Source organism: Tatumella ptyseos ATCC 33301 (assembly GCF_000735525.1).
Taxonomy (GTDB): Bacteria; Pseudomonadota; Gammaproteobacteria; order Enterobacterales; family Enterobacteriaceae; genus Tatumella; species Tatumella ptyseos.
This window is the reverse complement of record NZ_JMPR01000033.1, coordinates 87,818-110,741: the sequence shown is the minus strand read 5'-3', so window position 1 is coordinate 110,741 and position 22,924 is coordinate 87,818. Positions and strand designations below refer to the sequence as shown.

Annotated in this window: 22 protein-coding genes and 1 pseudogene; 11 read left to right on the top strand and 12 right to left on the bottom strand. The window is 53.1% G+C overall.

Annotated features, from left to right (window positions below; genetic code table 11):
- Window positions 1–58: 58 nt before the first annotated feature.
- The 5 genes from GTPT_RS09605 to GTPT_RS09585 all read right to left on the bottom strand — a co-directional run bounded on the left by GTPT_RS09605 (window position 59) and on the right by GTPT_RS09585 (window position 4,839).
- A complete protein-coding gene (locus GTPT_RS09605; protein ID WP_029990197.1) occupies window positions 59–1,369 on the bottom strand; it encodes an MFS transporter in 1,311 nt (436 codons plus the stop codon).
- A gap of 104 nt (window positions 1,370–1,473) precedes the next feature.
- Window positions 1,474–2,112, bottom strand: coding sequence for an N-carbamoylsarcosine amidohydrolase (locus GTPT_RS09600; RefSeq protein ID WP_029990195.1), 639 nt, complete (start codon window positions 2,110–2,112; stop codon window positions 1,474–1,476).
- 11 nt (window positions 2,113–2,123) lie between these two features.
- The gene (locus GTPT_RS09595; RefSeq protein ID WP_029990193.1) at window positions 2,124–2,876 is read right to left on the bottom strand and encodes a maleate cis-trans isomerase family protein; all 753 of its coding nucleotides are present in this window, start codon (window positions 2,874–2,876) and stop codon (window positions 2,124–2,126) included.
- Window positions 2,873–3,694: an alpha/beta hydrolase gene (locus tag GTPT_RS09590; RefSeq protein WP_029990192.1), complete on the bottom strand. Its 822-nt coding sequence runs from the start codon at window positions 3,692–3,694 to the stop codon at window positions 2,873–2,875. Before GTPT_RS09590 ends, GTPT_RS09595 begins: the two co-directional genes overlap by 4 nt.
- Entirely contained in the window at window positions 3,694–4,839 is a 1,146-nt protein-coding gene (locus GTPT_RS09585) for an FAD-dependent monooxygenase (RefSeq protein WP_029990190.1), read from the bottom strand. The genes GTPT_RS09590 and GTPT_RS09585 overlap by 1 nt, the downstream gene beginning before the upstream one ends.
- Before the next feature lie 323 nt (window positions 4,840–5,162).
- Between GTPT_RS09585 and GTPT_RS09580 the strand changes: the two genes are divergently transcribed.
- The 5 genes from GTPT_RS09580 to GTPT_RS09560 all read left to right on the top strand — a co-directional run bounded on the left by GTPT_RS09580 (window position 5,163) and on the right by GTPT_RS09560 (window position 11,881).
- Complete coding sequence (locus tag GTPT_RS09580; protein ID WP_029990189.1) at window positions 5,163–6,215, top strand: 2,5-dihydroxypyridine 5,6-dioxygenase; 1,053 nt, start codon at window positions 5,163–5,165, stop codon at window positions 6,213–6,215.
- A 77-nt stretch (window positions 6,216–6,292) separates the two neighbouring features.
- Window positions 6,293–6,754, top strand: a complete 462-nt coding sequence (locus GTPT_RS09575) for a MarR family winged helix-turn-helix transcriptional regulator (protein WP_029990187.1) — start codon at window positions 6,293–6,295, stop codon at window positions 6,752–6,754.
- A 44-nt stretch (window positions 6,755–6,798) separates the two neighbouring features.
- Window positions 6,799–7,326: a (2Fe-2S)-binding protein gene (locus tag GTPT_RS09570; protein ID WP_422396458.1), complete on the top strand. Its 528-nt coding sequence runs from the start codon at window positions 6,799–6,801 to the stop codon at window positions 7,324–7,326.
- Entirely contained in the window at window positions 7,323–10,895 is a 3,573-nt protein-coding gene (locus GTPT_RS09565) for a molybdopterin cofactor-binding domain-containing protein (RefSeq protein ID WP_029990185.1), read from the top strand. Before GTPT_RS09570 ends, GTPT_RS09565 begins: the two co-directional genes overlap by 4 nt.
- Before the next feature lie 14 nt (window positions 10,896–10,909).
- Entirely contained in the window at window positions 10,910–11,881 is a 972-nt protein-coding gene (locus GTPT_RS09560; protein ID WP_029990183.1) for an XdhC family protein, read from the top strand.
- Here GTPT_RS09560 and GTPT_RS09555 read toward each other — a convergent pair.
- Together GTPT_RS09555 and GTPT_RS09550 are read right to left on the bottom strand one after the other, a co-directional pair.
- Window positions 11,865–12,437: a nucleotidyltransferase family protein gene (locus GTPT_RS09555; RefSeq protein WP_029990182.1), complete on the bottom strand. Its 573-nt coding sequence runs from the start codon at window positions 12,435–12,437 to the stop codon at window positions 11,865–11,867. The genes GTPT_RS09560 and GTPT_RS09555 overlap by 17 nt on opposite strands.
- A gap of 214 nt (window positions 12,438–12,651) precedes the next feature.
- Window positions 12,652–13,242: pseudogene (locus tag GTPT_RS09550) on the bottom strand (methyl-accepting chemotaxis protein); the annotation flags it as partial.
- Between GTPT_RS09550 and GTPT_RS09545 the strand changes: the two are divergent.
- The gene (locus GTPT_RS09545; protein WP_051170736.1) at window positions 13,243–13,683 is read left to right on the top strand and encodes a hypothetical protein; all 441 of its coding nucleotides are present in this window, start codon (window positions 13,243–13,245) and stop codon (window positions 13,681–13,683) included. It abuts the pseudogene before it with no gap.
- Here the strand turns inward: GTPT_RS09545 and GTPT_RS09540 are convergent.
- Entirely contained in the window at window positions 13,618–14,196 is a 579-nt protein-coding gene (locus tag GTPT_RS09540; RefSeq protein ID WP_051170735.1) for a fatty acid desaturase, read from the bottom strand. The two genes, GTPT_RS09545 and GTPT_RS09540, sit on opposite strands and share 66 nt — an antisense overlap.
- 216 nt (window positions 14,197–14,412) lie before the next feature.
- Between GTPT_RS09540 and GTPT_RS09535 the strand changes: the two genes are divergently transcribed.
- Window positions 14,413–15,111 carry an RluA family pseudouridine synthase gene (locus GTPT_RS09535; RefSeq protein WP_029990177.1) on the top strand — a complete coding sequence of 233 codons (699 nt, stop codon included), beginning with the start codon at window positions 14,413–14,415 and terminating at the stop codon, window positions 15,109–15,111.
- Window positions 15,112–15,564: 453 nt separating this feature from the next.
- On the opposite strand, the gene GTPT_RS09525 is transcribed toward GTPT_RS09535, so the two are convergent.
- Entirely contained in the window at window positions 15,565–16,041 is a 477-nt protein-coding gene (locus GTPT_RS09525; protein ID WP_025903491.1) for a cold-shock protein, read from the bottom strand.
- 330 nt (window positions 16,042–16,371) lie between these two features.
- Window positions 16,372–16,617: a DUF2543 family protein gene (locus GTPT_RS09520; protein WP_029990175.1), complete on the bottom strand. Its 246-nt coding sequence runs from the start codon at window positions 16,615–16,617 to the stop codon at window positions 16,372–16,374.
- 608 nt (window positions 16,618–17,225) lie between these two features.
- Between GTPT_RS09520 and GTPT_RS09510 the strand changes: the two genes are divergently transcribed.
- Complete coding sequence (locus tag GTPT_RS09510; RefSeq protein ID WP_029990174.1) at window positions 17,226–18,470, top strand: dicarboxylate/amino acid:cation symporter; 1,245 nt, start codon at window positions 17,226–17,228, stop codon at window positions 18,468–18,470.
- Window positions 18,471–18,606: 136 nt separating this feature from the next.
- Here GTPT_RS09510 and GTPT_RS09505 read toward each other — a convergent pair whose 3' ends face one another.
- Window positions 18,607–19,497, bottom strand: a complete 891-nt coding sequence (locus GTPT_RS09505; RefSeq protein WP_029990173.1) for a LysR substrate-binding domain-containing protein — start codon at window positions 19,495–19,497, stop codon at window positions 18,607–18,609.
- A 115-nt stretch (window positions 19,498–19,612) separates the two neighbouring features.
- Between GTPT_RS09505 and cuyB the strand changes: the two genes are divergently transcribed.
- Entirely contained in the window at window positions 19,613–20,302 is a 690-nt protein-coding gene (gene cuyB, locus GTPT_RS09500) for a cysteate racemase (protein WP_029990172.1), read from the top strand.
- A 172-nt stretch (window positions 20,303–20,474) separates the two neighbouring features.
- Here cuyB and GTPT_RS09495 read toward each other — a convergent pair whose 3' ends face one another.
- A complete protein-coding gene (locus GTPT_RS09495; protein WP_029990171.1) occupies window positions 20,475–21,146 on the bottom strand; it encodes a TetR/AcrR family transcriptional regulator in 672 nt (223 codons plus the stop codon).
- 126 nt (window positions 21,147–21,272) lie between these two features.
- Between GTPT_RS09495 and GTPT_RS17920 the strand changes: the two genes are divergently transcribed.
- On the top strand, window positions 21,273–21,398 hold the full coding sequence (locus GTPT_RS17920; protein WP_280513347.1) for a hypothetical protein: 126 nt from the start codon (window positions 21,273–21,275) through the stop codon (window positions 21,396–21,398).
- Window positions 21,399–21,498: 100 nt separating this feature from the next.
- The gene (locus tag GTPT_RS09490) at window positions 21,499–22,860 is read left to right on the top strand and encodes a carboxylesterase family protein (protein WP_029990170.1); all 1,362 of its coding nucleotides are present in this window, start codon (window positions 21,499–21,501) and stop codon (window positions 22,858–22,860) included.
- Window positions 22,861–22,924: the final 64 nt, after the last annotated feature.

The window sequence follows — 22,924 nt, the reverse complement described above, 5'->3', positions numbered from 1 at the left end:
GATCTATGTGAAAAAATTATAATCACTACCTATAAAACTTAATTCATGAGTATAAATATTATCGATTTACAAGTTTACCCGGCAAAGCAATAACCAGGAGGCAGCTCAGCAACAGACATACTGCAAAGAACCATAGCGCGCCGTTGCCGCTGCCGGTAAGATCCAGCGCAATGCCCATCACAGAGTTACTCACCAGCCCGGCAATATTAGCGATTGAACAGGCAAGCGCAAACCCTGCTGCAGCTGCCGTACCTTTCAGGAAGGTGGCTGGCAGGCTGAAGAATACCGGAACGGCACCGATAATCATCGCCTGCGCTACGGAGAACAGCAGCACCGTCATCATTACGTTATGGGAGAAAAAGGTACTGGCTCCCATCGCCACTGCGCCAATTATAAACGGCACGATGATATGCCAGCGGCGCTCACGCATCCGGTCGGAACTGCCGCCAATCGCCAGCATCCCGATCAGCGCCGCCAGGCTGGGGATCGCCGTCAGATAGCCAATGGTGGTGATATCGGTGGTTCCGGCATTTTTAATAAAGGTCGGCATCCAGAAGCCCATCGCATAGGCGCTCAGCAGAATGGAAAAGTCGATCCCCCCCAGCATTACCACGCGGATGTTCAGCAAGCCATCGCGCAGACGATGTTTCCCCCCTTTCGCTTCGCCTTCATCAGTGGCCAGCTCACGTTTTACCGCCTGTTTTTCATCTTCACTTAGCCAGCTGGCGCTTTCCACGCTGTTCGGCAGTAACCAGAAAGTCATCACGCCCAGTAGCACGCTCGGGATGCCCTCCAGAAGGAACAACCACTGCCAACCGCGCAGGCCGTAAACCTCATGAAAATTACCCATGATCCAGCCGGAAAGCGGCCCTCCAATCAAACTGGAGAGCGGCAGACCAATCATAAATAGCGCGATGATGCGGCTGCGACGCCACGACGGGAACCATTTAGTCAGATAGAACAACACCCCGGGCAGGAACCCGGCTTCTGCCGCGCCGAGTAAGAAACGCACAATGTAGAACTGCATCGGCGTCTGCACCAGCAATGTCGCGGTGGAGAGTAACCCCCAGGTGATCATGATACGCGCAATCCAGATTTTCGCGCCAACACGTTGCAGAATCAGATTACTCGGCACTTCAAACAGAATATAACCGACAAAAAATAGCCCGGCTCCCAGGCCAAACGCGGTTTCACTCAGCGACAGATCGCTTGCCATTTGCAGCTTCGCCAGACCGATATTGATACGGTCCAGATATGCCGCCAGGTAACATAAACAGAGAAAAGGAATCAGTTTCCAGGTGATCTTACGGTAAATCGCGGCAGTGTCCTTGTCTGCCAGTACAGCAGGACGGGTTGTAGCAACAGTCATGATTTTCTCCGAGCGCAATAAACCCTGATGGGCATGTGTTATAGGCTTCGCTGTGCAGCGAAACCTGTTCTTTGTGCGTGCTCTGTGCAGGTGAATAAGCGCCCTTAGCGGGCGCTGAACTGTCCCAGATATTCCAGCGTTGTGGCTTTGGACACCACATCGCCATACTTACTGTCGATATCAAACAAGTTGGCTTCATGCGGGGCAGCGTGTCGGTCGCCGACGCATTCACGTACCACCATGGCACGATAACCGTACTGCAGAGCGTCCACGGCGCTGGCGCGCACGCAGCCGCTGGTGGAACAACCCGCGATGATCAGAGTATCGATGCCTTCCGTCACCAGCAGCGATGCCAGGGCGGTGCCAAAAAATGCGCTGGCATATTGCTTGGTGATCACCACTTCTTCCGGAAACGGTAACACTTCCGGGCAGAAAGCCGACAGCGGATTGCCCTCCACCATGTCGCGCATCACCGGCGCTTTCTTCACCCAGATACCGCCGTCACGCTGGTGTTGCGGGTGATAACGAATCTGTGTATGGATCACCGGAATACCGCAGCGGCGCGCCGTCGCAAGCAGTTCTTCTGATTCCCGCACCGCCTCCACAACGCCCGGGGCAAATAAAGGTGCCCCCTCGGTGGTGTAGCCTTGCAGAAAATCGATCATCAGCAGAGCGGGACGTTGACCAAAACCAATACGGTTGCCCCAGACACCGGCATAATTGTCACTGGCGCTTTGTGTCATCATGTTTCTCCTTACCAGGCTCCGGACAGCAACGCACCGGCTCCGGGAACCACCGGCTCCAGTTCAAGCGCCTTGAGTATCGCGTAGGTGGTGGCAATCGCGGCGGTGATCACCGGCTTACCGGTCTGTGCTTCCACTTTGGACACGGCTGGCAGGGAAGGCATTTGCACGCAAGCCGACAGCACCACAACATCCACATCATCAAGCGGCATATCAGCAACAATGCCCGGCAGATTGCCGGGATCGTGACGGGCGACCGCGAGATTATCGGCAATTTCCAGCGCTCGCCAGACGGTTACCTCAATACCTTCGCGCTGAATGTAATCCACCACCAACTCAGTCAACGGCTTCATATAAGGGGCCACCAGCGCGATTTTTTTCGCACCCATGATATGCAATGCGTCCACCAGCGCCCCGGCACTGCTAATCACCGGGGCCTGTGCACCGTTTTCCCGGGTGACCGCCGCCAGACGCTGCTGTGACTGGCGGTGATAACCCGGCCCCATCGCCATAATTGCCACAAGGCAGGCATAACCGAGCACATCAACCTGCGCGTCCGACAATTCCAGCGCACAACGGTCCGATTCTTGATCCATCGCCGCCAGCTCATCTTTATTGACGTGCTTCATGCGCATACGGCTGGAGTGGAAAGTAAAACACTCCGGGCGAATCAACTGACGCGCCTGTAACATGGCCGGGATTTCCGTTTCCATAGTGATGTTAGAACTCGGCACAATCTGGCCGATACGGTATTGACGGGTCATTGCTGAGCCTCCGGTTGCAGGGTTGTGCCAAGGAAAGAACCAAAAGCGGCGAAGAAGCCATGAAAATCATCCCAGGGGATCATATGTCCGGCCTGCTCCACATGCGCGACGGTAATGGAGGGTAGCAGTTCGCGGATCTCTGCCTCATCTTCCGGCAGAATCACCCCACCTTTACCTGCCACCATCAGCAGTGTTTTGGCTGGCAACGCGTGGAAATATTGATGGATATCCAGTTGATGGAAATCGTCAAAGGCGCGACGAATCGCCGGTTCGTAGCAGGTATGCAGCCATTCCGCACGCAGCTGACGCTGTTCTTCGGTCCAGCTTGGGCAATATTTCTTCATCGCTTCTGCGTCCATACCCTGCACTGCCTCACGGATCGAATCCTGATACCACGGCCACTGCCCTGGATAGAGACGACGCCCCGGTCCTGATACCGGCGGATCAATCAGCGACAGCGACAGTACACCCTCCGGCTTCCTGACGGCCGCGCGCATAATAAAACGCGCCCCCATCGAATGACCCACCAGATGGTACTGCATCAGACCCAGTGCGCTGGCAAACGCGTTGATGTCATCAGCACAACTTTCGGTACCATAATCCAGCCCCTCGCCGCTGCTGGATAAACCACGTCCACGCACATCAATCACCCAGGTATCAAAATGCTGGCCAAATACTTCTGCAACAAAACTCCAGGTAATGGCCGGGCTGGTGATACCCGGCACCAGAATCAAGGTCGGACCTTTGCCACCGTAGCGCAGGTAGTGCTGTCGAATATTGTTCGCCTGTACCTGTCCACCACTAATAAACGTGCTCATCACGCCCCCTCACTTTTCAGCGGCGCGGCAAAAACGTCATAGCCGTAAACCCAGGCCGGGTCCTCCTGAGTACGCAGGAAGGTATTGGCGTTGGAAACGGATTGCACTCGTGAAGCACGTTCTTTGCGGTTGACTTCATACAGACGGAATGCGGTGCTATAGTCCTCCAGACCGGTTTCAGTCAGGCAGCGCGCCAGCATCGCCGCATCCTCAATTGCCATGGCGGCACCCTGCGCCATATGCGGTTTCATCGGGTGGCAGGCATCGCCCAGCAAGACGATGCGTCCTTCACTCCACACTGGCAACGGCTGGCGATTCAGTAACGGCCATTTAGTGACGTTTTCACTGCACTCGATCAGCGCCTGCACCACCGGATGGTAATGGCCGAAAGTGTCCAGCATCTCCTGCTGGCTACTGTCGACAAAGCTGCCTTTGAAATCCCACGCCGGATGCGGCACCCCGGAAACGTAGTAATACTCGTCGCGTGATTTGGTGGTGTAGTAAACCATCAGGTGGCGATCTTCAGACCACCACTTAACGCAATCTTCGAAATTGAGGTTATATTTACGCAGCTGTTCACCACGGATCAGCGCGCGATGTGCCACCCAGCCACTGTAGGTCGGCGCTTCTGCGCCCAACAGGTGTTCACGCAGTTTTGAGTTGATGCCGTCAGCACCGATCACGATATCGGCACGTTCTTCGCTGCCATCCTGGAAACACAACACCACATCGCTGCCGCTGTCTTTAACGCTGCTGAGACACTTGCCGAAGTGGACCGTACCCGGCTCCAGACTGGTCATCTGCATCGACTGTAAATCACCGCGATGTACCGTAACATACGCCGCGCCGTACTCTTTGCGGGCAAACTCCCCCAGCGGAATGCGAGACAGGTATTCTCCGGTTTCGCCGTCGCGGCTGAACCAGAAATCCGGGTGCGACGCCAGATCTTCCAGTTGCTGCTCGATTCCCATACGGCGGAACACCTTAAGGACGTTCGGTCCCATGTGGATACCGGCGCCGAGACGAGAAAACGCCGGGCTCTGTTCATAAACCTGCACATTAAAGCCCGCTTTTTGTAACAACGAACCCGCTGCGAGGCCACCAAGACCTGCGCCGACGATGGCGATGCGTTTCATATTGCTCATATTTCCCTCTCAAAACTCAATCTGATTTGAAGGTACACCTGCGGTACCCGCTTCGACTCCGCCTGAATAATTAAGTGTATACACTATAAAAAATGGAGTTATTTTCTTGTGAACTGCAATGACTGCTGTGGTGAAAATTGCATCTCATGATGTTAAACACAGCATCAATACTACGTTAAATAGTATTTACTTATGACAAAAAGAAATACTTGCACTCTTCTCTGCAACACGTCTATAACAATCATATATAGCGTATTCACTTCAAAAAGATTGATATTTGACCACCAGATATCGTCTGGCATCTAACCAGAGAGGAACCCAAAATGGCTGTAAATCAGAGTCAGTTAGGACAGATGTTTGAACAGGTATTACGTCTGTCGAAAGTCGATGCCACCCAGAGCGTCGCTATTCTGAAAAGTCACTATTCCGATGCACGCACGGTGCAGGCAGCAACCGATGCTGCACTACGGTTGGGCGCAAAAGTGTATTGCGTTGAACTGCCAGCGTTTAACCATCCCATGGCTATGGGCAACGATATGACCGCCTACTGCGGCGATACTGCGCTGACCGGCAACATTGCGGCCCAACGTGCGCTGGAGGCTGCGGACCTGATTGTCGATACCATGATGCTGCTGCATTCGCCGGAGCAGGAGCAAATTCTGAAAACCGGTACGCGTATCCTGCTGGCTGTGGAAGCACCGGAAGTGTTGGCACGAATGTTGCCTACCGAAGAAGACAAAACGCGTGTGCTGGCCGCTGCGGCGGTGCTTGAGAAAGCGCGCATGATGACGGTGAAATCGCAGGCAGGCAGCGATTTCCGTGCACCGCTGGGGCAATATCCGACGGTGACGGAATACGGTTATGCCGATGAGCCGGGCCGCTGGGACCACTGGCCGAGCGGTTTCCTGTTTACCTGGCCGAATGAAGATCAGGCGGAGGGGGTACTGGTACTGGAAGTGGGCGACATCCTGCTGCCGTTTAAATCCTATGCCCGTGAACGTATTACGCTGGAAATCGAAAAAGGCTTTGTGACGAAGATCCACGGTGGCTTTGAAGCAGAATATCTTCGCGATTACATGAACTACTTCAATGATCCGGAAGTGTACGGGATTTCGCATATTGGCTGGGGATTGCAGCCGCGTGCGCAGTGGACAGCGATGGGACTGCACGACAAAAACGATGGCATGTGTATGGATGCCCGCGCGTTTTACGGCAATTTCCTGTTCTCTACCGGGCCCAACACCGAAGTCGGCGGCAAACGTAAAACGCCTTGCCATATGGATATCGCCCTGCGTCGCTGCGATATCAAAGTTGACGATCTGCTGGTGGTTGCCGAAGGCGAAGTGGTGGCACCGGAAGCCTCACGGGCACGTTAATCTTGAGCAGGGAGCGGCTGTCAGCGCAGTGATAATGCATTACACTGCCTGGAAATATCCGGAAAAAGGACCTTTTTATGTCACACAATCTCCCTTCCTCAGCGGAAGACAATTACGACTACACCCAACAGGTTGGCCATCTGCTGCGTAAAGTTTACCAGCGTCATTTGGCAATCTTTCAGCAACATGTGGGTGATTCACAGATTACGGCGGTGCAATTTATCACCCTCTGTGCGCTGCGGGACCATGGTCCCAGTGCGCAAAATGACCTGGTACGTTACACCGCTGTCGATCAGGCCACCATTCGCGGCGTGGTCGAACGCCTGAAAGCACGCGATCTTGTCAGCCTCGGCCCCGATCCGACTGACAAGCGTAAGGTAATTGTGATGCTGACCGGGTCCGGACAGACGCTGATTCGACACACCACCGAAAACGCGGTTCGCATCACTGAGATGACGTATGGGCAGTTAAATCCGGCCGAACGAGTCGCGCTGGTTTATCTGCTCAGGAAAATGCTGGACGACACGAGCCAGCCATAACCCGGGGCGAGTGAGCCTCCTCGGTAAGGCGGTCAATTATGGAAATGAAGGCACAACAGTCTGTCACACAGGTTTCACCTGCAGGTTTACGCTGTTATTCATTGAAGGTTAATGGCGAAGAAAGAGAAGTTACCAGCTACCGCGATACTTCGTTATTGCTGGTATTGCGGAATGAATTGTCGCTCAACAGTCCCAAGTATGGCTGCGGCCTCGGCGAATGCGGTGCCTGCACAGTGTTAATCGATGGCGTTGCGGCGCGTTCCTGTGTCATTCCTGCATTTGGTGTGCGGCAGCGCGCAGTGACTACCCTCGAAGGGCTGGGCAGTCGTTACGCGCTGCATCCGGTGCAGCAGGCGTTTATTGAAGAACAGGCCGCACAATGCGGTTACTGCCTGAATGGTATGATCATGACCACCGCCGCGCTGCTGCGCGATCTCCCCTGCCCCAGCGACCTGCAAATCCGTTCCGCACTGAGTGGTAACTTGTGCCGCTGCGGCACCCATCAGGAAATCCTCTGCGCAGTGAAACGTGCGGTACAACTCAGTTTACAGCAGGCGGAGGCACCGCAATGAGTCCTTCCGCTGTCCCCACCCAGCAACAGCTGCTGGATGCTGATAATGTGTTGCTGATTGTTGATGAGATTCAGCCCCCGCCGGGTCTGGTGCCAAAGGGACAAACGCCGAGCCTTAAACCGAAAGAACTGGCGCTGTTCCTTGCCATCGATGGCGCGGGTAACGTCTGGGCATTTAACGGTCATGTTGACCTCGGTACCGGGGTGAAAACCGCGTTGACGCAAATCGTCGCAGAAGAATTAAATCTGCGTATGGATCAGGTGCAGATGGTGCTGGGCGATACGCTCCGCGTTCCGAACCAGGGAGCGACCATTGCCAGCGCCACCTTACAGATTTCCGCCGTGCCGCTGCGCAAAGCCGCCGCCGTTGCGCGCCAGTGGTTGACCCAACAGGCAACAGCGCGTTTACAGGTCACGGCTGATGCATTAACCCTTGATGCCGGTGAGTTCTGCCTGGCCGATGGCACCACCCTGAACTTCGCGCAACTGGTCAACGGACAACGCTGCCAGTTACCTATTGCTCACGATGTGCCGCTAAAGCCCGTCAGTGAATATCGCTTAGTCGGCACCAGCTCGCAACGTGTCGATATCCCCGCCAAAGCCACCGGCGAACTGACCTGGGTGCATGATATGCGCCTGCCGGGGATGTTGCATGGTCGGGTGATCCGCCCGCCCTATGCCGGGTATGACACCGGTCAGTTTGTCGGGACGTCACTACTTAGCATTGATGAAAGCTCGATTGCGCATCTCGACGGTATCGTCAAAGTGGTGCAAATCGCTGACTTTGTCGGCGTGGTGGCAGAACGCGAAGATCAGGCCATCGCCGCAATGGAAACGCTTAAAATTCGCTGGAAGCCCTGGGAGCATATGCTTCCGGATATGCGTGACGTCGAAAAAGCGATTCGCGATAACCCCCGCACCTCACGTGTGGTGCATGATACCGGAGAGGTTGATATAGCGCTGGAAAACGTTACGCAGCGCTTTACCCGCAATTACGTCTGGCCTTACCAGCTGCATGGCTCAATTGGCCCGTCTTGTGCAGTGGCTGCTTATGACGAGATGGGGTTGCAGGTCTGGAGCGGTACCCAGAATCCTCATCTGTTGCGTGCTGACCTCGCCTGGCTGTTCGAAATCCCGGAAAACGATATCGAGGTGAACCGTATGGAGGCGGCCGGTTGTTATGGCCGCAACTGCGCAGATGATGTGGCAGCGGATGCCGCTCTGCTTTCCCGTGCCGTCGGTAAGCCGGTGCGCGTGCAACTGACGCGCGCGCAGGAACACGTCTGGGAGCCGAAAGGCACCGCCCAGTTGATGGATGTGGATGGCGGCCTTGATGATGAGGGTAATCCATATGTTTACGACTTCACCACTTCCTATCCTTCCAACGGTGCACCAACCCTGGCACTTCTGTTGACCGGACGCGTTGACCCGGTTGCGCTGGCTTTCGAGATGGGCGATCGCACCTCGATCCCACCTTACGACTTTCCCCATATGCGCGTCACCGTCGAAGATATGGCCCCGATTGTGCGCGCATCATGGATACGTGGTGTGTCGGCATTACCAAATACCTTCGCCCATGAATCTTATATGGACGAACTGGCGCACGCTGCAGGCGTCGATCCGGTCGAATACCGGCTGCGTTATATCAAGGATGAACGCGCCGCTGAGTTGATCCGTTCCACCGCCGACCGCGCAGGCTGGACGCCACGTACCGAACCCATGCAAAGCAGCAGCGAACCCGGGGTGTTACGTGGTCGCGGCTTCGCCTATGCACGTTATATCCATAGCAAATTCCCCGGTTTTGGTGCCGCCTGGGCTGCCTGGGTGGCGGATGTGGCTATCGATAAGCAGAGCGGCGAAATTGCAGTGACGCGTATTACCGTCGGCCACGATGCTGGCATGATGGTTAATCCTGCCAGGGTTAAACACCAAATCCACGGCAACGTTATCCAGTCTACCAGCCGCGTACTGAAAGAACAGTTGACGATTGAAAGCAATAAGATCGCCAGCCAGGAATGGGGGGGTTATCCGATCCTCACTTTCCCGGAAGTACCGGATATCGATGTGATGATGATGCCGCGCCCGTATGACCCTCCGCTCGGGGCCGGGGAATCCGCTTCGGTTCCCAGCGCGGCCGCCATTGCCAATGCAGTGTTTGACGCCACCGGGATCCGCTTTCGTGAATTGCCCATCACCTCGGACAAACTACGCCAGGCACTGAACGGACAGGACCCACAGCCTGACCCCGCATTGCCTACACCTCAACGCAAAAAATCTACCCACCGCCGTAGATGGGCCTTTGGCGGTGCGGCGGGTCTACTCGGTGCAGCTATCGGGATCGCCACCAATGCCTTGCCATGGCGTGCGGCTATCGCGCCGGTCACTCCGCCGCAGGCGGGTAGCTGGTCAATGGAGATGCTCGAACGCGGTCGGCAGGTGGCTGCTGCCGGGGATTGCGCGATATGTCACACCACCAAGGGTGGAGCGACGAATGCCGGGGGGCTGAAGATGGATACGCCGTTTGGGGACCTCTACTCCACCAATATCACACCGGATAAACAAACGGGCATCGGTAGCTGGTCGTTTACCGCCTTCGATCGCGCCATGCGCCAGGGCATCAGCCGTGATGGTCATCACCTCTATCCTGCGTTTCCATACACCTCGTTTCGCCAGTTAAGCGAAGAAGATATGCAGGCGTTGTATGCATATCTGATGTCACAACCTGCCGTTGAACAGACGCCGCCCCCCAATAATATGCGGTTCCCGTTTAATATGCGTTTCCTGATGTCGGGCTGGAATACGCTGTATCTGCGTAGTGGCGAGTACCAGTACGATCCGACCAAAAGCACCGAATGGAATCGCGGGGCCTATCTGGTCAACGGGGCCGGTCACTGTAGTGCCTGCCATTCCCCGCGTAACCTGATGGGAGCGGAAAAATCCGGCGATCAGTTCCTCGCGGGTGGCTGGGTTGATGGCTGGGAAGCACCTGCGTTGAATCAGTTAAGCAAAGCGCCGCAACCCTGGACAGCGGATTCGCTCTACAACTATCTGCGGAATGGTTATGACGATAAACATGGGGTTGCAGCCGGGCCAATGGCACCAGTGGTGAGCCATCTGGCTACGCTGCCGGAAGCGGATGTGCGGGCGATGGCAGATTATCTGGCGGATATTAATGGCCAGACCGTTCTGCCTGAGCCGGTGCCGCAACCGTCGATCAAACCTGCATGGAATACCGCTGCCGGAGAGCGATTATTCAAAGGCGCATGTCAGGCATGCCACAGCGCCAGCGAGGGCGGACCGAAGCTATTTGGCGTCAGTCCGGCTATGGCCAACAGTAGCAGCCTGACCAGCGCGACGCCGGATAACCTGTTGCAGGTGGTGTTGCATGGCATCGATAAACCCGCGATGGATGAACTCGGTTATATGCCCGGCTTTGCTGCCAGTTTATCGGATAAACAGGTGGCAGATATTGCGGCCTATCTGCGTCAGCGTTATGCCCCGGACCAGCCAGCCTGGACTGACCTGACGAAAAAAGTGGCGCAGGTACGCGCGAATCCCGGCAGCCACTAACGCGGAGGAAGCCTATGTTGTCACTCGATCAACGCGTTATCGACCAGGCATTGTTGTGGCTGCAACAGGGTAAGACCCTCTGGCTATGTACTGTACTGCACAGCTGGGGGTCTGCTCCCCGCTCACCCGGCGCCATGCTGGTGGCTGACGCGCAAGGCAACTGGCTGGGGTCTCTTTCAGGAGGCTGCATTGAGGAGGATTTTCTGGCGCGGTTGCAACAGGGTGCTTATTCTCTGCCAAGTGAACAGGTACGTTACGGTGCCGAAGGGCTGGCACCTCCGGTACAACTGCCCTGCGGCGGCATCCTGGATGTGCTGGTGGAGTGTATTGCACCTCAGGAACGCTCGCTGGCGCTCCTGAGTGCTATGCAGAGCGCGCTCACTGGTGGCCCGTTGCTGACACGCTATATCACGCTGGGGGTCGATCATGAGTGGCATGTTCTCGCTCCCGGTTCAACGCAAACATCGCTGCGCTATGACGATAACAGCGTGGTTCTGCCGGTAGGCGCAGTGACCACGGTGTTTATCGCGGGTTACTCAGCGGTGGCGTACGATTGTATTCGCCTGGCGCTGATGCTCGGTTTTCGTGTGGTGGTGTGTGAACATCGCGATGCCGAATTCGCTCAATTATCTGCGGCAGTACAACCTGCTGATAATTTGCATTGTTTTCGCCTGCATCCGGCGCGCTATCTGGAAACATCAGGGGTTTCAGCGGGAACAGCTATCCTTTGTCTTACTCATGATCCACGCATCGATGATTTGACGCTGATGGAAGCGGTCAATACGCCAGCGTTTTATATTGGTGCAATGGGGTCGGCGAAGAATAGCCAGCGCCGTTTTCAGCGTCTGGCAGTACTGGGGGGGTTGTCTGAGCAGGCGCTGACACGGATTCATGCGCCGATCGGTTTACCGATTGGTAGCAAAACGCCGGGAGAAATCGCCCTGGCGACGCTGGCGGATATTGTTCGTGTCAGGAACGGTTTGTAGTAGCGGGAAGATCTGCATCACGAATCACCCCGGCGTGCGCACTGATTTTTTGCAGGATTGCCGGGTGCAGCAAGGTGCGAGCGCCATTATCACCGGTTAGCTGACTCAGCGCATCACCATAACGTGCCGCAAAGCCTACCGGATGTCCAGGCAGTTGATCCCAGCACAGACGTACCTGTTGCGCCCCGGCGGTAAGCAAGCTCGCAACGCGCTGATGATCCTGTGCCGTTACCCATGCCATATCACCCGGCTGAATCAGCCAGCCTGACCAGGTTCGGGTTTCCCTTACTGCCGCCGCAATACTCTCGCCACTGCCTGCACTGGCAACAGTGATGACAGGTACCTGGTATTGCTCTGCAAGCGCAAGGATCGCGTGATATTCAGGACGGGTAACCAGCAACACAGGCAGGCCGGAAGCCTGAGCATGTTGCAAAGTCAACGCCAGCAGGGGTTGTTGGTTTTCCTGCGGTGCCAGCAGTTTATTGCCGAGCCCTCCGGCACGGATAAATCGCGTACCGAGGCCAGCAGCAAGGATGATGATGCCAGGTGTATTCATATGAAGTCATCGTTGCTAAGTCGGAGCACGTAGTATCGCGCGCCTCGGTTGAGTTAGCGACGGTTTTCTTTACCGTCGGGTATTACATACCTCGTTAACACCAAAGCTGGACAACTCGCGACCCTATCACTTTTATTCATACCGCCAATAGCTACGACGAATCGGAAGCACCGTTGCCGTTGATAAAGACTGCGCCGGTTTCCGGTGAATGGGCCTATTCAGCCGCAACGGCTTTATTGCCGCCCGGCCCGCTTATCAAGTGATCCGCTGTTTGACGACAATATCGCATCGGTGAGAGGAGGAGCACGTCCGCTGGCGCAGAATAATTAACGGTTTCTTCGAGAGTAAACGAAGAGACCAGGCCAGATAAGCTTTCCGCCTGTTCCTGCAGCGATCGTGATGCCGTGCAGGCTTGTTCCACCAGCGAGGCATTCTGCTGTGTGACTTCGTCCATCTGCCCGATAGCCAGATGCACCTGCTCAATACCTGCACTTTGTTCAGCGGTTGCCGTAGCAATTTCATTGACCAGGTCAGCGACCTGCTGAATGGCACTACTGACATTTTCTGTATTACCTCCCACCTGAGTGGCCTGTTCAAGTCCCTGTTCAACCTGAGACACAGAAAGTGAAATCAGGTCTTTTATTTCACGTGCAGCAGATGAAGATCGCTGTGCCAGATTACGGACCTCTGAAGCCACTACGGCAAATCCTCTGCCATGTTCACCTGCGCGCGCCGCCTCAACCGCCGCGTTAAGCGCCAGAATTTTCGACTTCGTGATTGCACGGGCTGGTCCGTGGATTACGCCATGGAACAATTAACCACTATTTTCATTACTACCTTTCACTGGCTGACCGACGCCGCCCACTGGTCAGGGGAATCCGGCCTTCTGCAGCGGATCACCGAACACGCCTGGTACGTGTCGGTTAGTATCGTTATTGCCACGGCAATCGGCGTGCCGGTGGGCATTTTTCTGGGCTACCGCCCTAAAATTACCTTTCTGTTTATCAACCCGTTTAACACCGGCCACGCCATTCCGTCACAGGGTCTGATTTTGCTGTTTATTCTGCTGATTGGTTTTAACGATGTGCCGATATTTATCGCGCTGGTCGCGATGTCGATCCCGCCGATAGTGACCAACACCTATGCCGGTATTTTCTATGCGGATAAACGGCTATGTAAGTCACAGGCTGCTATGTACCGTCCACATCCCCGGCACACGGAAGCAGAAGCGGCAGATATCGGATAACAGCTGTTTTAGTGTGCGAGCAATATCGATTAACGGGCCGACCAGTAACCGGCCGGGAAAGGTATTCCGCTGGCGGATAATCGCCCGCTGCACAGGACTAAACTGTTGCCAGGCACCGGCGGAGAAATAATAGGTTTCCGGATCAGCCCCGGGATGGATCAGTAATTCATTACGATGATGGGCCAGATGGGAGTCGCGGTATAATCCATAGGGAAACCAGACTGCCAATGGCATCAGTCCGAACAACTGGTTCAGCCACCGATACCGGGTGGGATGGCCATGGATCAGTTCATGTTGTAATGACATATACCAGGCCGTAAACCAGATCAGAATAAGCGTGGTAAGTAACAGTCCCAGCGTCTTGTGCAGGGCCAATACCCAGAACCAGCCCGCATAGATAGCGACTATCAGTCCCCAGGTCGGAAACTCACTGCGCCACAGCCAGCGTTGCTGTTGCTGTTTAACCCAGTTCTGCGGTCGGAGGTTCAGATATACCGTCTTTTGATCTGCCATATCGCCTGTCAGAGGGAAGAATATTCAGTAAAATATCGATGTTCGGCAGGGCAAAGACAAATCAATAGAAGTCATTAGTATTTCCGGTAATTCGATGATCTTCCCGCGTAGAGGCCTGGTCTGTCTCTGCCGTTCGACGGTCGAAAAAAGAGGAGAAGTCGCCTGACTCTGTAAAATTAGTTACACTCCGCCCCCGATGATTTTTCCGGTGATCCGATGACTGAAATTACTGATACTTTTATTGCACCGCCATGCCCGGATGAGATTGAAATCCTCTGGCAGGATGCGCAGATGGTGATGATCAATAAACCGGCAGGGTTGCTGAGTCTGTCGGGTAAAAACCCCGAAAACTATGATTCGGTGCATTACCGGCTGGTTCAGCAGTTTCCCGGCTGTACGCTGGTACACCGGCTGGATTTCGGGACGTCCGGTATTATGGTGGTGGCACGTAATAAACGCATTAATGCTGCCCTCTGCCGGCAATTCAGTGAACGTACTGTCAGTAAAAGGTATACGGCACTGCTCTGTGGCCATCTGCCGGAGGATGAAGGCGTGATCACCGCCGCGATTGCAAAAGATCCGGCACGGTTTCCGCGCATGACGCTGTGTGAAGTTCGTGGCAAACCTGCCCGTTCCCGTTACCGGGTGACCGGACGGTTCACTTATCCACTCTCACCGGAGGAAGGCGTGCCGGTGACCCGTGTCGATCTGTTGCCTGAAACCGGGCGAACGCATCAGCTACGTATTCATTGCCAGTCCGCAGGGTATCCTATTCTGGGATGCGATCTGTACGGAGGAAAACAGCTGCCGGGCACCGAAAACGTCCCGCGAATGATGCTGCACGCCAGCGGCCTGAACATTATTCACCCGGATAATGGCACCCCTCTGCAGATCCACTGCCCCGCTCCCTTTTGATGGCAGAAGTCTGATCGTGGCAACAAAGCTTCCCGCAGGCCCGCCTGCACCCTACCCGCAGAGGATATGTGCCGGTCATCAGGGCCTGACGGGCCGCTGTTATTCACGGACCTGACTCCGACCTTTCAGAACAGAAACACCGCCGTCCGGTTCAGACAATCGGTTAATCTGGCCCGAAGGCAGTCAGGCAGTCAGGCAGTCAGGCAGTCAGGCAGTCAGGCAGTCAGGCAGTCAGGCAGTCAGGCAGTCAGGCAGTCAGGCAGTCAGGAAAATATCAATAGGATGCTACACGCACAAACGTGACAGGAGATAGATTTCCCTGCAGATCTTTCCTTGTCAGCGCAGAATAAACGCAAAGCTCCTGCCGCGGCGGACAGGCGTGGCATCCTGTGACAGGTTGTGATTCAGCGCCCCCGGTGCGGCCGTCAGAGGTCAACACCGGGAGCCACGCCGTCAGACTTTCAGAAGTTTAACGGTGTAATCGATATCGATTTCATCTTCCGAGAAGATCAACGTACTTCCCTGGAAGGTGGTGATAGCAAGCTTTTTCAGTGAACGCATTTCACCGGGCTTGATATCCGTTTTTGGCCGGATGTTACTCAGCAGTGCCCCCACAGAAAGGACATTCTTTTCTTTATCCAGCGGCGCATCGGCAGGCACTTCTTCGTTATAGACGACAAAAGAGCGAATTGACGCCAGTTTCACCCGCTCACCGGCAATATAAATATACTGGCTTGGCGGCAGAACCTTCACCGCATACGCGGACAGGCCTTTATTATTGGTGGTCGGTTCAAAGGTCACCGACGCGTCCTTTTTGATCAATTCAGGATTGGCGACTTTAATCACATGAAAATAGCGGTTATCACCATTCTCATCTTTGATAAATCCAAAACCTTTATCTTTGAACCATGTTGTGATCGTTCCGTTCATCGCTGTCAGTACCTGCTTAATCTTCTGTCTACTCAGTTTCGTAGCGCGCAGTGTAAAATACAATGCCGCTAATGACCACGTCTTTGGCGTCTGTACGAAGAAAATCGGCGGTTAACGGTGAATTTTCAGTAAAGCATCCCGTCAATCAGCGTTGTGTCAGCCCTGCCTGCATCACAACAGGCATGGGCAGACAGCAAAAACCGTAGACTGCTAAGCCCTTCGGGCACTGGCGAAATAAACGCCCGGGGTCCGCCCCCGGTGAACTATTTCCGATCAGGCCGGGTCATGCGGAGATCACCCCCCGCGGCTTAACACCGACTGAGGCGGGAATTACTCATTACCCCAGCGATTCAGAAAATCAGCAATATCATCGATTCGCTCTGCGGCGATGCCTGCTTCCCCGGCCATCTCTTGCTGGGCTTGTTCACTGATCTCCTGATTGTCATTCAGGCGGCTGATCAGCAACTGAAAATAATGTGCCAATGCATCCCGCTCTGTTTCGGCAACAGCTTTTTCAGTCTCTGTCGCGTACTCATCCACGATGTCATAATATTTAAGTGATACGTCATTATTCATAATTTATTCCCGGGGTAAGAGTGGATATCAGCGACTGCCTGCAGCCGCCGGTGACGATAATACCATTATTCTTATCTTTTTCCGCCCCGCAGTCAGAGACTGCAAGGCTGTGCAGCCCTCTGCGTGCAGGAAAATTGCCGCATGAGGGAGGCACCCGGCGTTTAACGCCCATCATCAGCAAGTATTTCACCGCCATTTTCTCTTATGTCTGGAACAGTTTTTGGCCAGCTATGTCTGATTTTACAGGGATACTCCGCCTGAAAATACTTATCGGGTATTATGACTCCTGTAGAACAATATCGTTTACCACGGCTCTGATACCTGTAAAGATCATTCTTTTTCGTCCTCAGAGAGAACAATCGGCAATCTGCGGATGCATAAGCAGGCAAAGTATCTATAAGTAAATGCTATGATAATGAGTGAAATTATTCGCAAAAACAATTACGTATAAAAGCATGCCGTTATGCATTTTTTGCATAACGATGCGCCCATTTGCATTTCTCATGCTCTCTGAAACAGGGAATATTGTCAGGAGACTCTTTTGCCCGAACCGGTAATCCGCACCGGAGGTGAACGATATCATTCTTACAATACAGAGGTCTTTTGAGATGAGCAGAAATAACCTGATGAAACAGATACTATTCGCGATCGGGCTCGGAATAGTGACAGGCTGGGGGTGTCATCACTATGCTTCTTCGCCGGGCAATGCCAAAGAGATAGCCTCTTATTTCAGCATTATTACCGATGTTTTTCTGAGACTGATTAAAATGATCATTGCGCCACTGGTCTTTGCAACAATCGTCTCAGGTATTGTTTCCATGAAGGGGTCTTCTTCTGTGGGCAGTATTGCACTGAAGGCGATGACCTGGTTTATTTCTGCTGCGCTTATTTCACTATTTATTGGTATGTCACTGGTTAATATTTTTAAGCCCGGTGTCGGCCTGAATATGGTTATTCCCCATACCGATGTAGCCACTGGCCTGAGTACCTCTGCCTTTTCGCTGAAAACGTTTATCAGCCAGATATTTCCAACCAGCTTCGCCGGGGCGATGGCGAATAATGATATTATTCAGATCCTGGTATTTTCTGTCTTTTTTGGTTCTGCACTTTCCTTTATCAGCAAAGACGGTAACCATCCGGTGATTGTGTTTATTGAAGACCTGACGCGAATTATGTTTCGTGTTACCGAATATGTGATGAAGTTCACCCCTTTTGCCGTTTTCTCAGCCATTGCTGCTGCCATTACGGTTGAAGGCCTGGGACTGATTTATGACTACGGGAAATTAATTGGTCTGTTCTATCTGGGGCTGGTGGTACTCTGGGCATGTTTGTTTGCCGTAGGGTATCTATTCCTGGGTAAACCGGTATTTACGCTGGGAAAACTGATTTACGAGCCCACGGCACTGGCTTTTGCTACCGCCAGTAGTGAATCAGCCTATCCGAAGACAATGGATGCACTGACTAAATTCGGCGTGCCTAAAAAAGTATCCAGTTTTGTATTGCCGTTGGGGTACTCTTTTAATCTCGATGGTTCAATGATGTATCAGGCATTTGCCGTGTTATTTATTGCTCAGGCATATAACATTCCTCTGAGCTTTACTGAGCAGGTCCTTATTCTGTTAACCCTGATGGTGACCAGTAAAGGCATGGCAGGAGTAGCGCGTGCGTCAGTGGTCGTGGTTGCCGCAACACTACCCATGTTTAATTTACCGGAGTCCGGTATTTTATTAATCCTGGGTATCGACCAGTTCCTCGACATGGGAAGAACAGCGACAAATGTCGTCGGCAACAGTATTTCAGCGGCCGTGATTGCAAAACTGGAAGACCGAAAAAAGGATAATACGTTCCGATAATCCGTACAGATAAAAACGGCCTTCCGGAAATAGTACATCAGAGAACGTTATGCCCGTCGGTTATTTGATCAGGAATAACCGACGGGCAGGTGACGGGAAGACACCACCGATAACCCGGGGAGTTAACCACCGGTGGTCAGAACAACGATGTCCGTGATTTCATTTGTTGCCAGAAACGCTCAGACGAAAGGTTCAACCGTGCGCTGGTCCGGTAAACATAGACGCTCATTCTGATGGACAACGAAGGATCCATCACTGACAAACTCCCGGATTCCAGCTCCTGAGCGATAGAATAATCCGGTAACCAGCCAACACCATTACCTTTCATAATCATCATTTTCAGAACGTCACTCATGGAAGAGACAAAAGAAAGAGAAAATGACAGTGCTGATTCTCTGGTCAGTAACTGATTGACCTGGCGGCCCATGTAACTTTCATCCGAATATTTCATTAACGGAATATTTTCATCACTGACGTCATAGATTGGCTCCCCATTGGTATGACAGGGAGAGACCAGGTGCAATTGGGTCTGGAAAACTTCATGGTGAAGAAAAGGAAATGACATCAGCTCTTCGTTGGAAAAAGAGAGGATAAAGTCACAGCGCCCCTCTTTCAGATTGTAAACGGCCTCATCCACATTGATGGACTCAACAAAGAAAATATTGTCTTTTTTACCCGAAAATTCAGAGATAAACTCAGGCAGGACAAATACTGCCAGCGAGTGGGCTGCTGCAATATTGATCCTCTGCTTAATATTATTCACGCCTTTAATATTATTGATTTGGAAATCCATATCATCGATAAGGTTCCTGGCATAAACAATGAAATTCTTTCCCTCGGACGTCAGCAATAGTGGAGTGGAACCGCGATTAAATATTTCAAAACCGACGGCAGACTCCAGTGCCTGTACTCTGCGACTGAAAGATGACTGAGAAATATTTCTGCGCTCCGAGGCCAGTGTGAAACTGCGGAGTTCCTCAAGTGCAAGAATATCGTAAATCCATTTAATTTCAATATTGCCTAACATCTTCTTACTCCGGATGGATTATATTCACTATGCAATTTTAGCATGAGGCTTTTAAAGTCTGCAATTACGCCCCGATAAAATTATGACATGATCCTTTTTATTTGAGGCAGTCGTGATGAAAAAGATTATCGGTATTCTCGGTGGCATGGGACCGGGGGCAACAGCGGACGCTTTTGAAAAACTCGTTGCCAGCACACCCGCCAGAAAAGATCAGGAACATATCCCGGTGATTGTCGCCTCTCTGCCAGACATTCCTGACAGAACAGAAAATATCATACATTCCGGAGCATCACCTTTACCGGCTATGATTAATTCACTCAATATATTAAAAAATGCAGGTGCCTCCTGTATTATTATGCCTTGCAATACGGCACATTACTGGTATGACGAACTGAGAAAACAAAGTGATCTTCCGTTCATCAGCATTATAGAATCCACCTGCGAACGTATTATCGCGGAAGAAAAACACCCGGTTGCTCTTTTAGCGACCACTGCCACTATCCGGACGCGCCTTTATCAGAATAAGCTGGCAAAAGCCGGAATAACTTATTTACTTCCTGACGAAAAAGACCAGGATAATATAATGAAAAGCATCCTACTTTATAAATCAGGAAAGAGTAAATCTGCTTATGACACCTTGCTCCCCTGCCTTGAAAAATTGGAAAAATCAGGAGCTAAACATTTTATTATGGGGTGCACAGAAATACCGCTCATCCTCCATGACCTGAGCCGACAGCAGCCTGAAAAATATATCGATACCACTGAAGAATTAATTAAAAAAACTATCCGCTGGTATTACTCATAACCGGATCTTCCGGCAGATGCTGCGCCCCGTGACCCCGTCTGATGAGTTCACGGGGGCGGCAACGGACGTCCATAGTTTCACTGCACCCGGAGAATATGCTTTCCGGAGAACGCAGGTCTGGCTGATAGTCTCTCACCGGTCATCTCCCGATCAGCCAATAAAACTTCACACCTCATTCGGGCGATAACGCAGACGGGGAGGCTCCCAGGGCTGACATTCCCGCCAGAGTGATGCGGATACGCTGCTTAATATGCGCAATACGTAACGGCCTGGCATCGGCATCCTGATCCCGGCGACGGGGTAGCAGGGCACCAAACACAATATCCATCAGCATACCGGTACATACGTCGATATCTTCTACCGTCAGCCCCCCCTGAAGATGCTGATGATATAACCACTGTCTGAGCAGTTCCCGTGAACGTATCGCTTTGGTCTGGTAAAGATATTCCGCCAGCTCCGGGAATAACACGGATTCACGGATCATCAGATTCAGCAGCGCTTCACGGGTCTGATGTTCCTGCTCACTGATATCCAGCCTGAAGATGCGGAACAAGGCTGCTTCAGGGGTGCATCGTTCTCCTTCCGGCCGCGGCAGGTCCAGCAGCAGATAGTAATGTTCACCGATCACTGCAGCAAACAACTGCTTTTTATCCGGAAAAATTTCGTACAGTGTCCGTTTAGAAATTTTCGCTCTGCGGGCAATTTCCGCAGTGCTGGTTTTTGCGAAGCCCAGCTCAGTGAACGCCTGACAGGCACTGTCGATAATCGACTGCCGCAGTCCGGCTGCATCGCGTGTTTTCGGGCGTCCGCGCCTCGCCGGTCCGCAGTGTAAGGTATTCGTCATGATCAGCAGTGAAATACGACAAAAGATTAATGGTACTTGAATAGTACCATTAAATAAACGAGGCTATAGGCCATATTCAAATGAAGTTTTCATCCTGACGATTTCGCTGCTAATAAGGTGGATATCATGAGTGAACCCCACGACCTTTCCCGCTCTCCCCTGCGCGACCCGCTGATCCTGCAGGTGATTGCCGATATAAATGTTGCCGGGGGGGCAAATATCTGCCTGTTGCCCTTAGTTATCATCGCATGACCGATGAAGCCCGCAGTGCTTTTATGCCTGGGGAGGCCGGACTGGCCGGTCAGTCCATTATTAAAACATTACATCCACTCAAAGATCAGGAGCGTTTCTGATGGTAAAAACACGACGCGAATTCATCAGCCTTGCGGTGGCTTCCGGTATTGCACTGCAATTTTCTGCGCCGGTATTTGCCGCGGCCAGTCAACGTAAAACACGGGAGAAGCGTGCCGTTCCGCCGGAAGCGACGGTGATCACTCAGGTGTTTGGTGACGGTATTCGTGCGACCGGCCTGGCACTTTACTATCCTGAACCAGTCGACGGTGCGCAGCTGAACATCCATGATTTTACGGTCACCGGTCGCCGGATCACCGGGATATTCACCAGTGAAAGTTCAGACCCGGCCGGGCGTTCATCGCGGGGCCGGTATGTCATCGTGCAGCTTTCCCCGGAAGACAAAAATGCCCCTTTGGCACGTAAAGTGCCGGATAACGGAAAAAATAACGCAGGTTCCGGTCCGGGAGGCCCGGGCAAGGCAGGATCTGTCCCGGTAACCGATACCGTTTATCCGGCACCGACGCTGACCTACCAGCAAACCGGTACATTGCCACTGGCGAATGGTCACACCGTCGCCCCGGAGCAGACCGCTGAGCACAGTACAGCCGTTAACAACCTGATCGTGGATGATTTCCGTCAGCTTGAATTTCATGATCCGAAGACGGACCGCCATCTGAAATATAATCTCTTTGTTCCTGCCGGTTATACCGCAGAGCGCGCCTGGCCGTTGGTTCTTTTTATGCATGATGCCGGAGCCACCAGCGATGTCACCCGGACAACCCTGTATCAGGGCCTCGGGGCTGTCTGTTGGGCCTCGCCGGAAGATCAGGCGAAACGCCCCTGCTTTGTGCTGGCTCCGCAGTATGATGAAATCATCGCCGATGACGATAATCAGACGTCATCGATGATGGAAACCACCATCAATCTGATCCGGCACCTTTCCGAAACCTATAACATCGACAGCAAACGTCGCTATACCACCGGTCAGTCCGGCGGTTGTATGATGTCTATCGCTATGGATATTCATTATCCCGGTTTCTTCGCCGCCTCGCTGCTGGTCGCCGGACAATGGGATCCGGCACAAGTCAAACCTCTGGCGAGTCAGAACTTGTGGATAGTCGTTTCTGAAGATGATGCGAAAGCCTGGCCGGGTGAAAATGCCATTGTTGCTGAGCTTGAGAAATACGGCGCGAAAATCACGCGGGCGGAATGGGATGGCACCTGGGATGCGGCTCAGTTTCGTCAGGCTTTTAACCGTATGGATACCCGCCATACCCCGATAAATTATGTCACCTTCCGCAAAGGTACCGTGATCCCGGCCGGGGAGTCCACCGCAGGTGCCTCCGGCCACCGTAATACGTGGCGTATTGCCTATACCATTGAACCATTGCGCGAATGGATCTTCCGCCAGCACCTGTAGCATCCGGGGCGTAACGGAGGAGCGGCTGAGCGTCGCCCGGAGTTGCCCGCCGGTACGGGGGCAA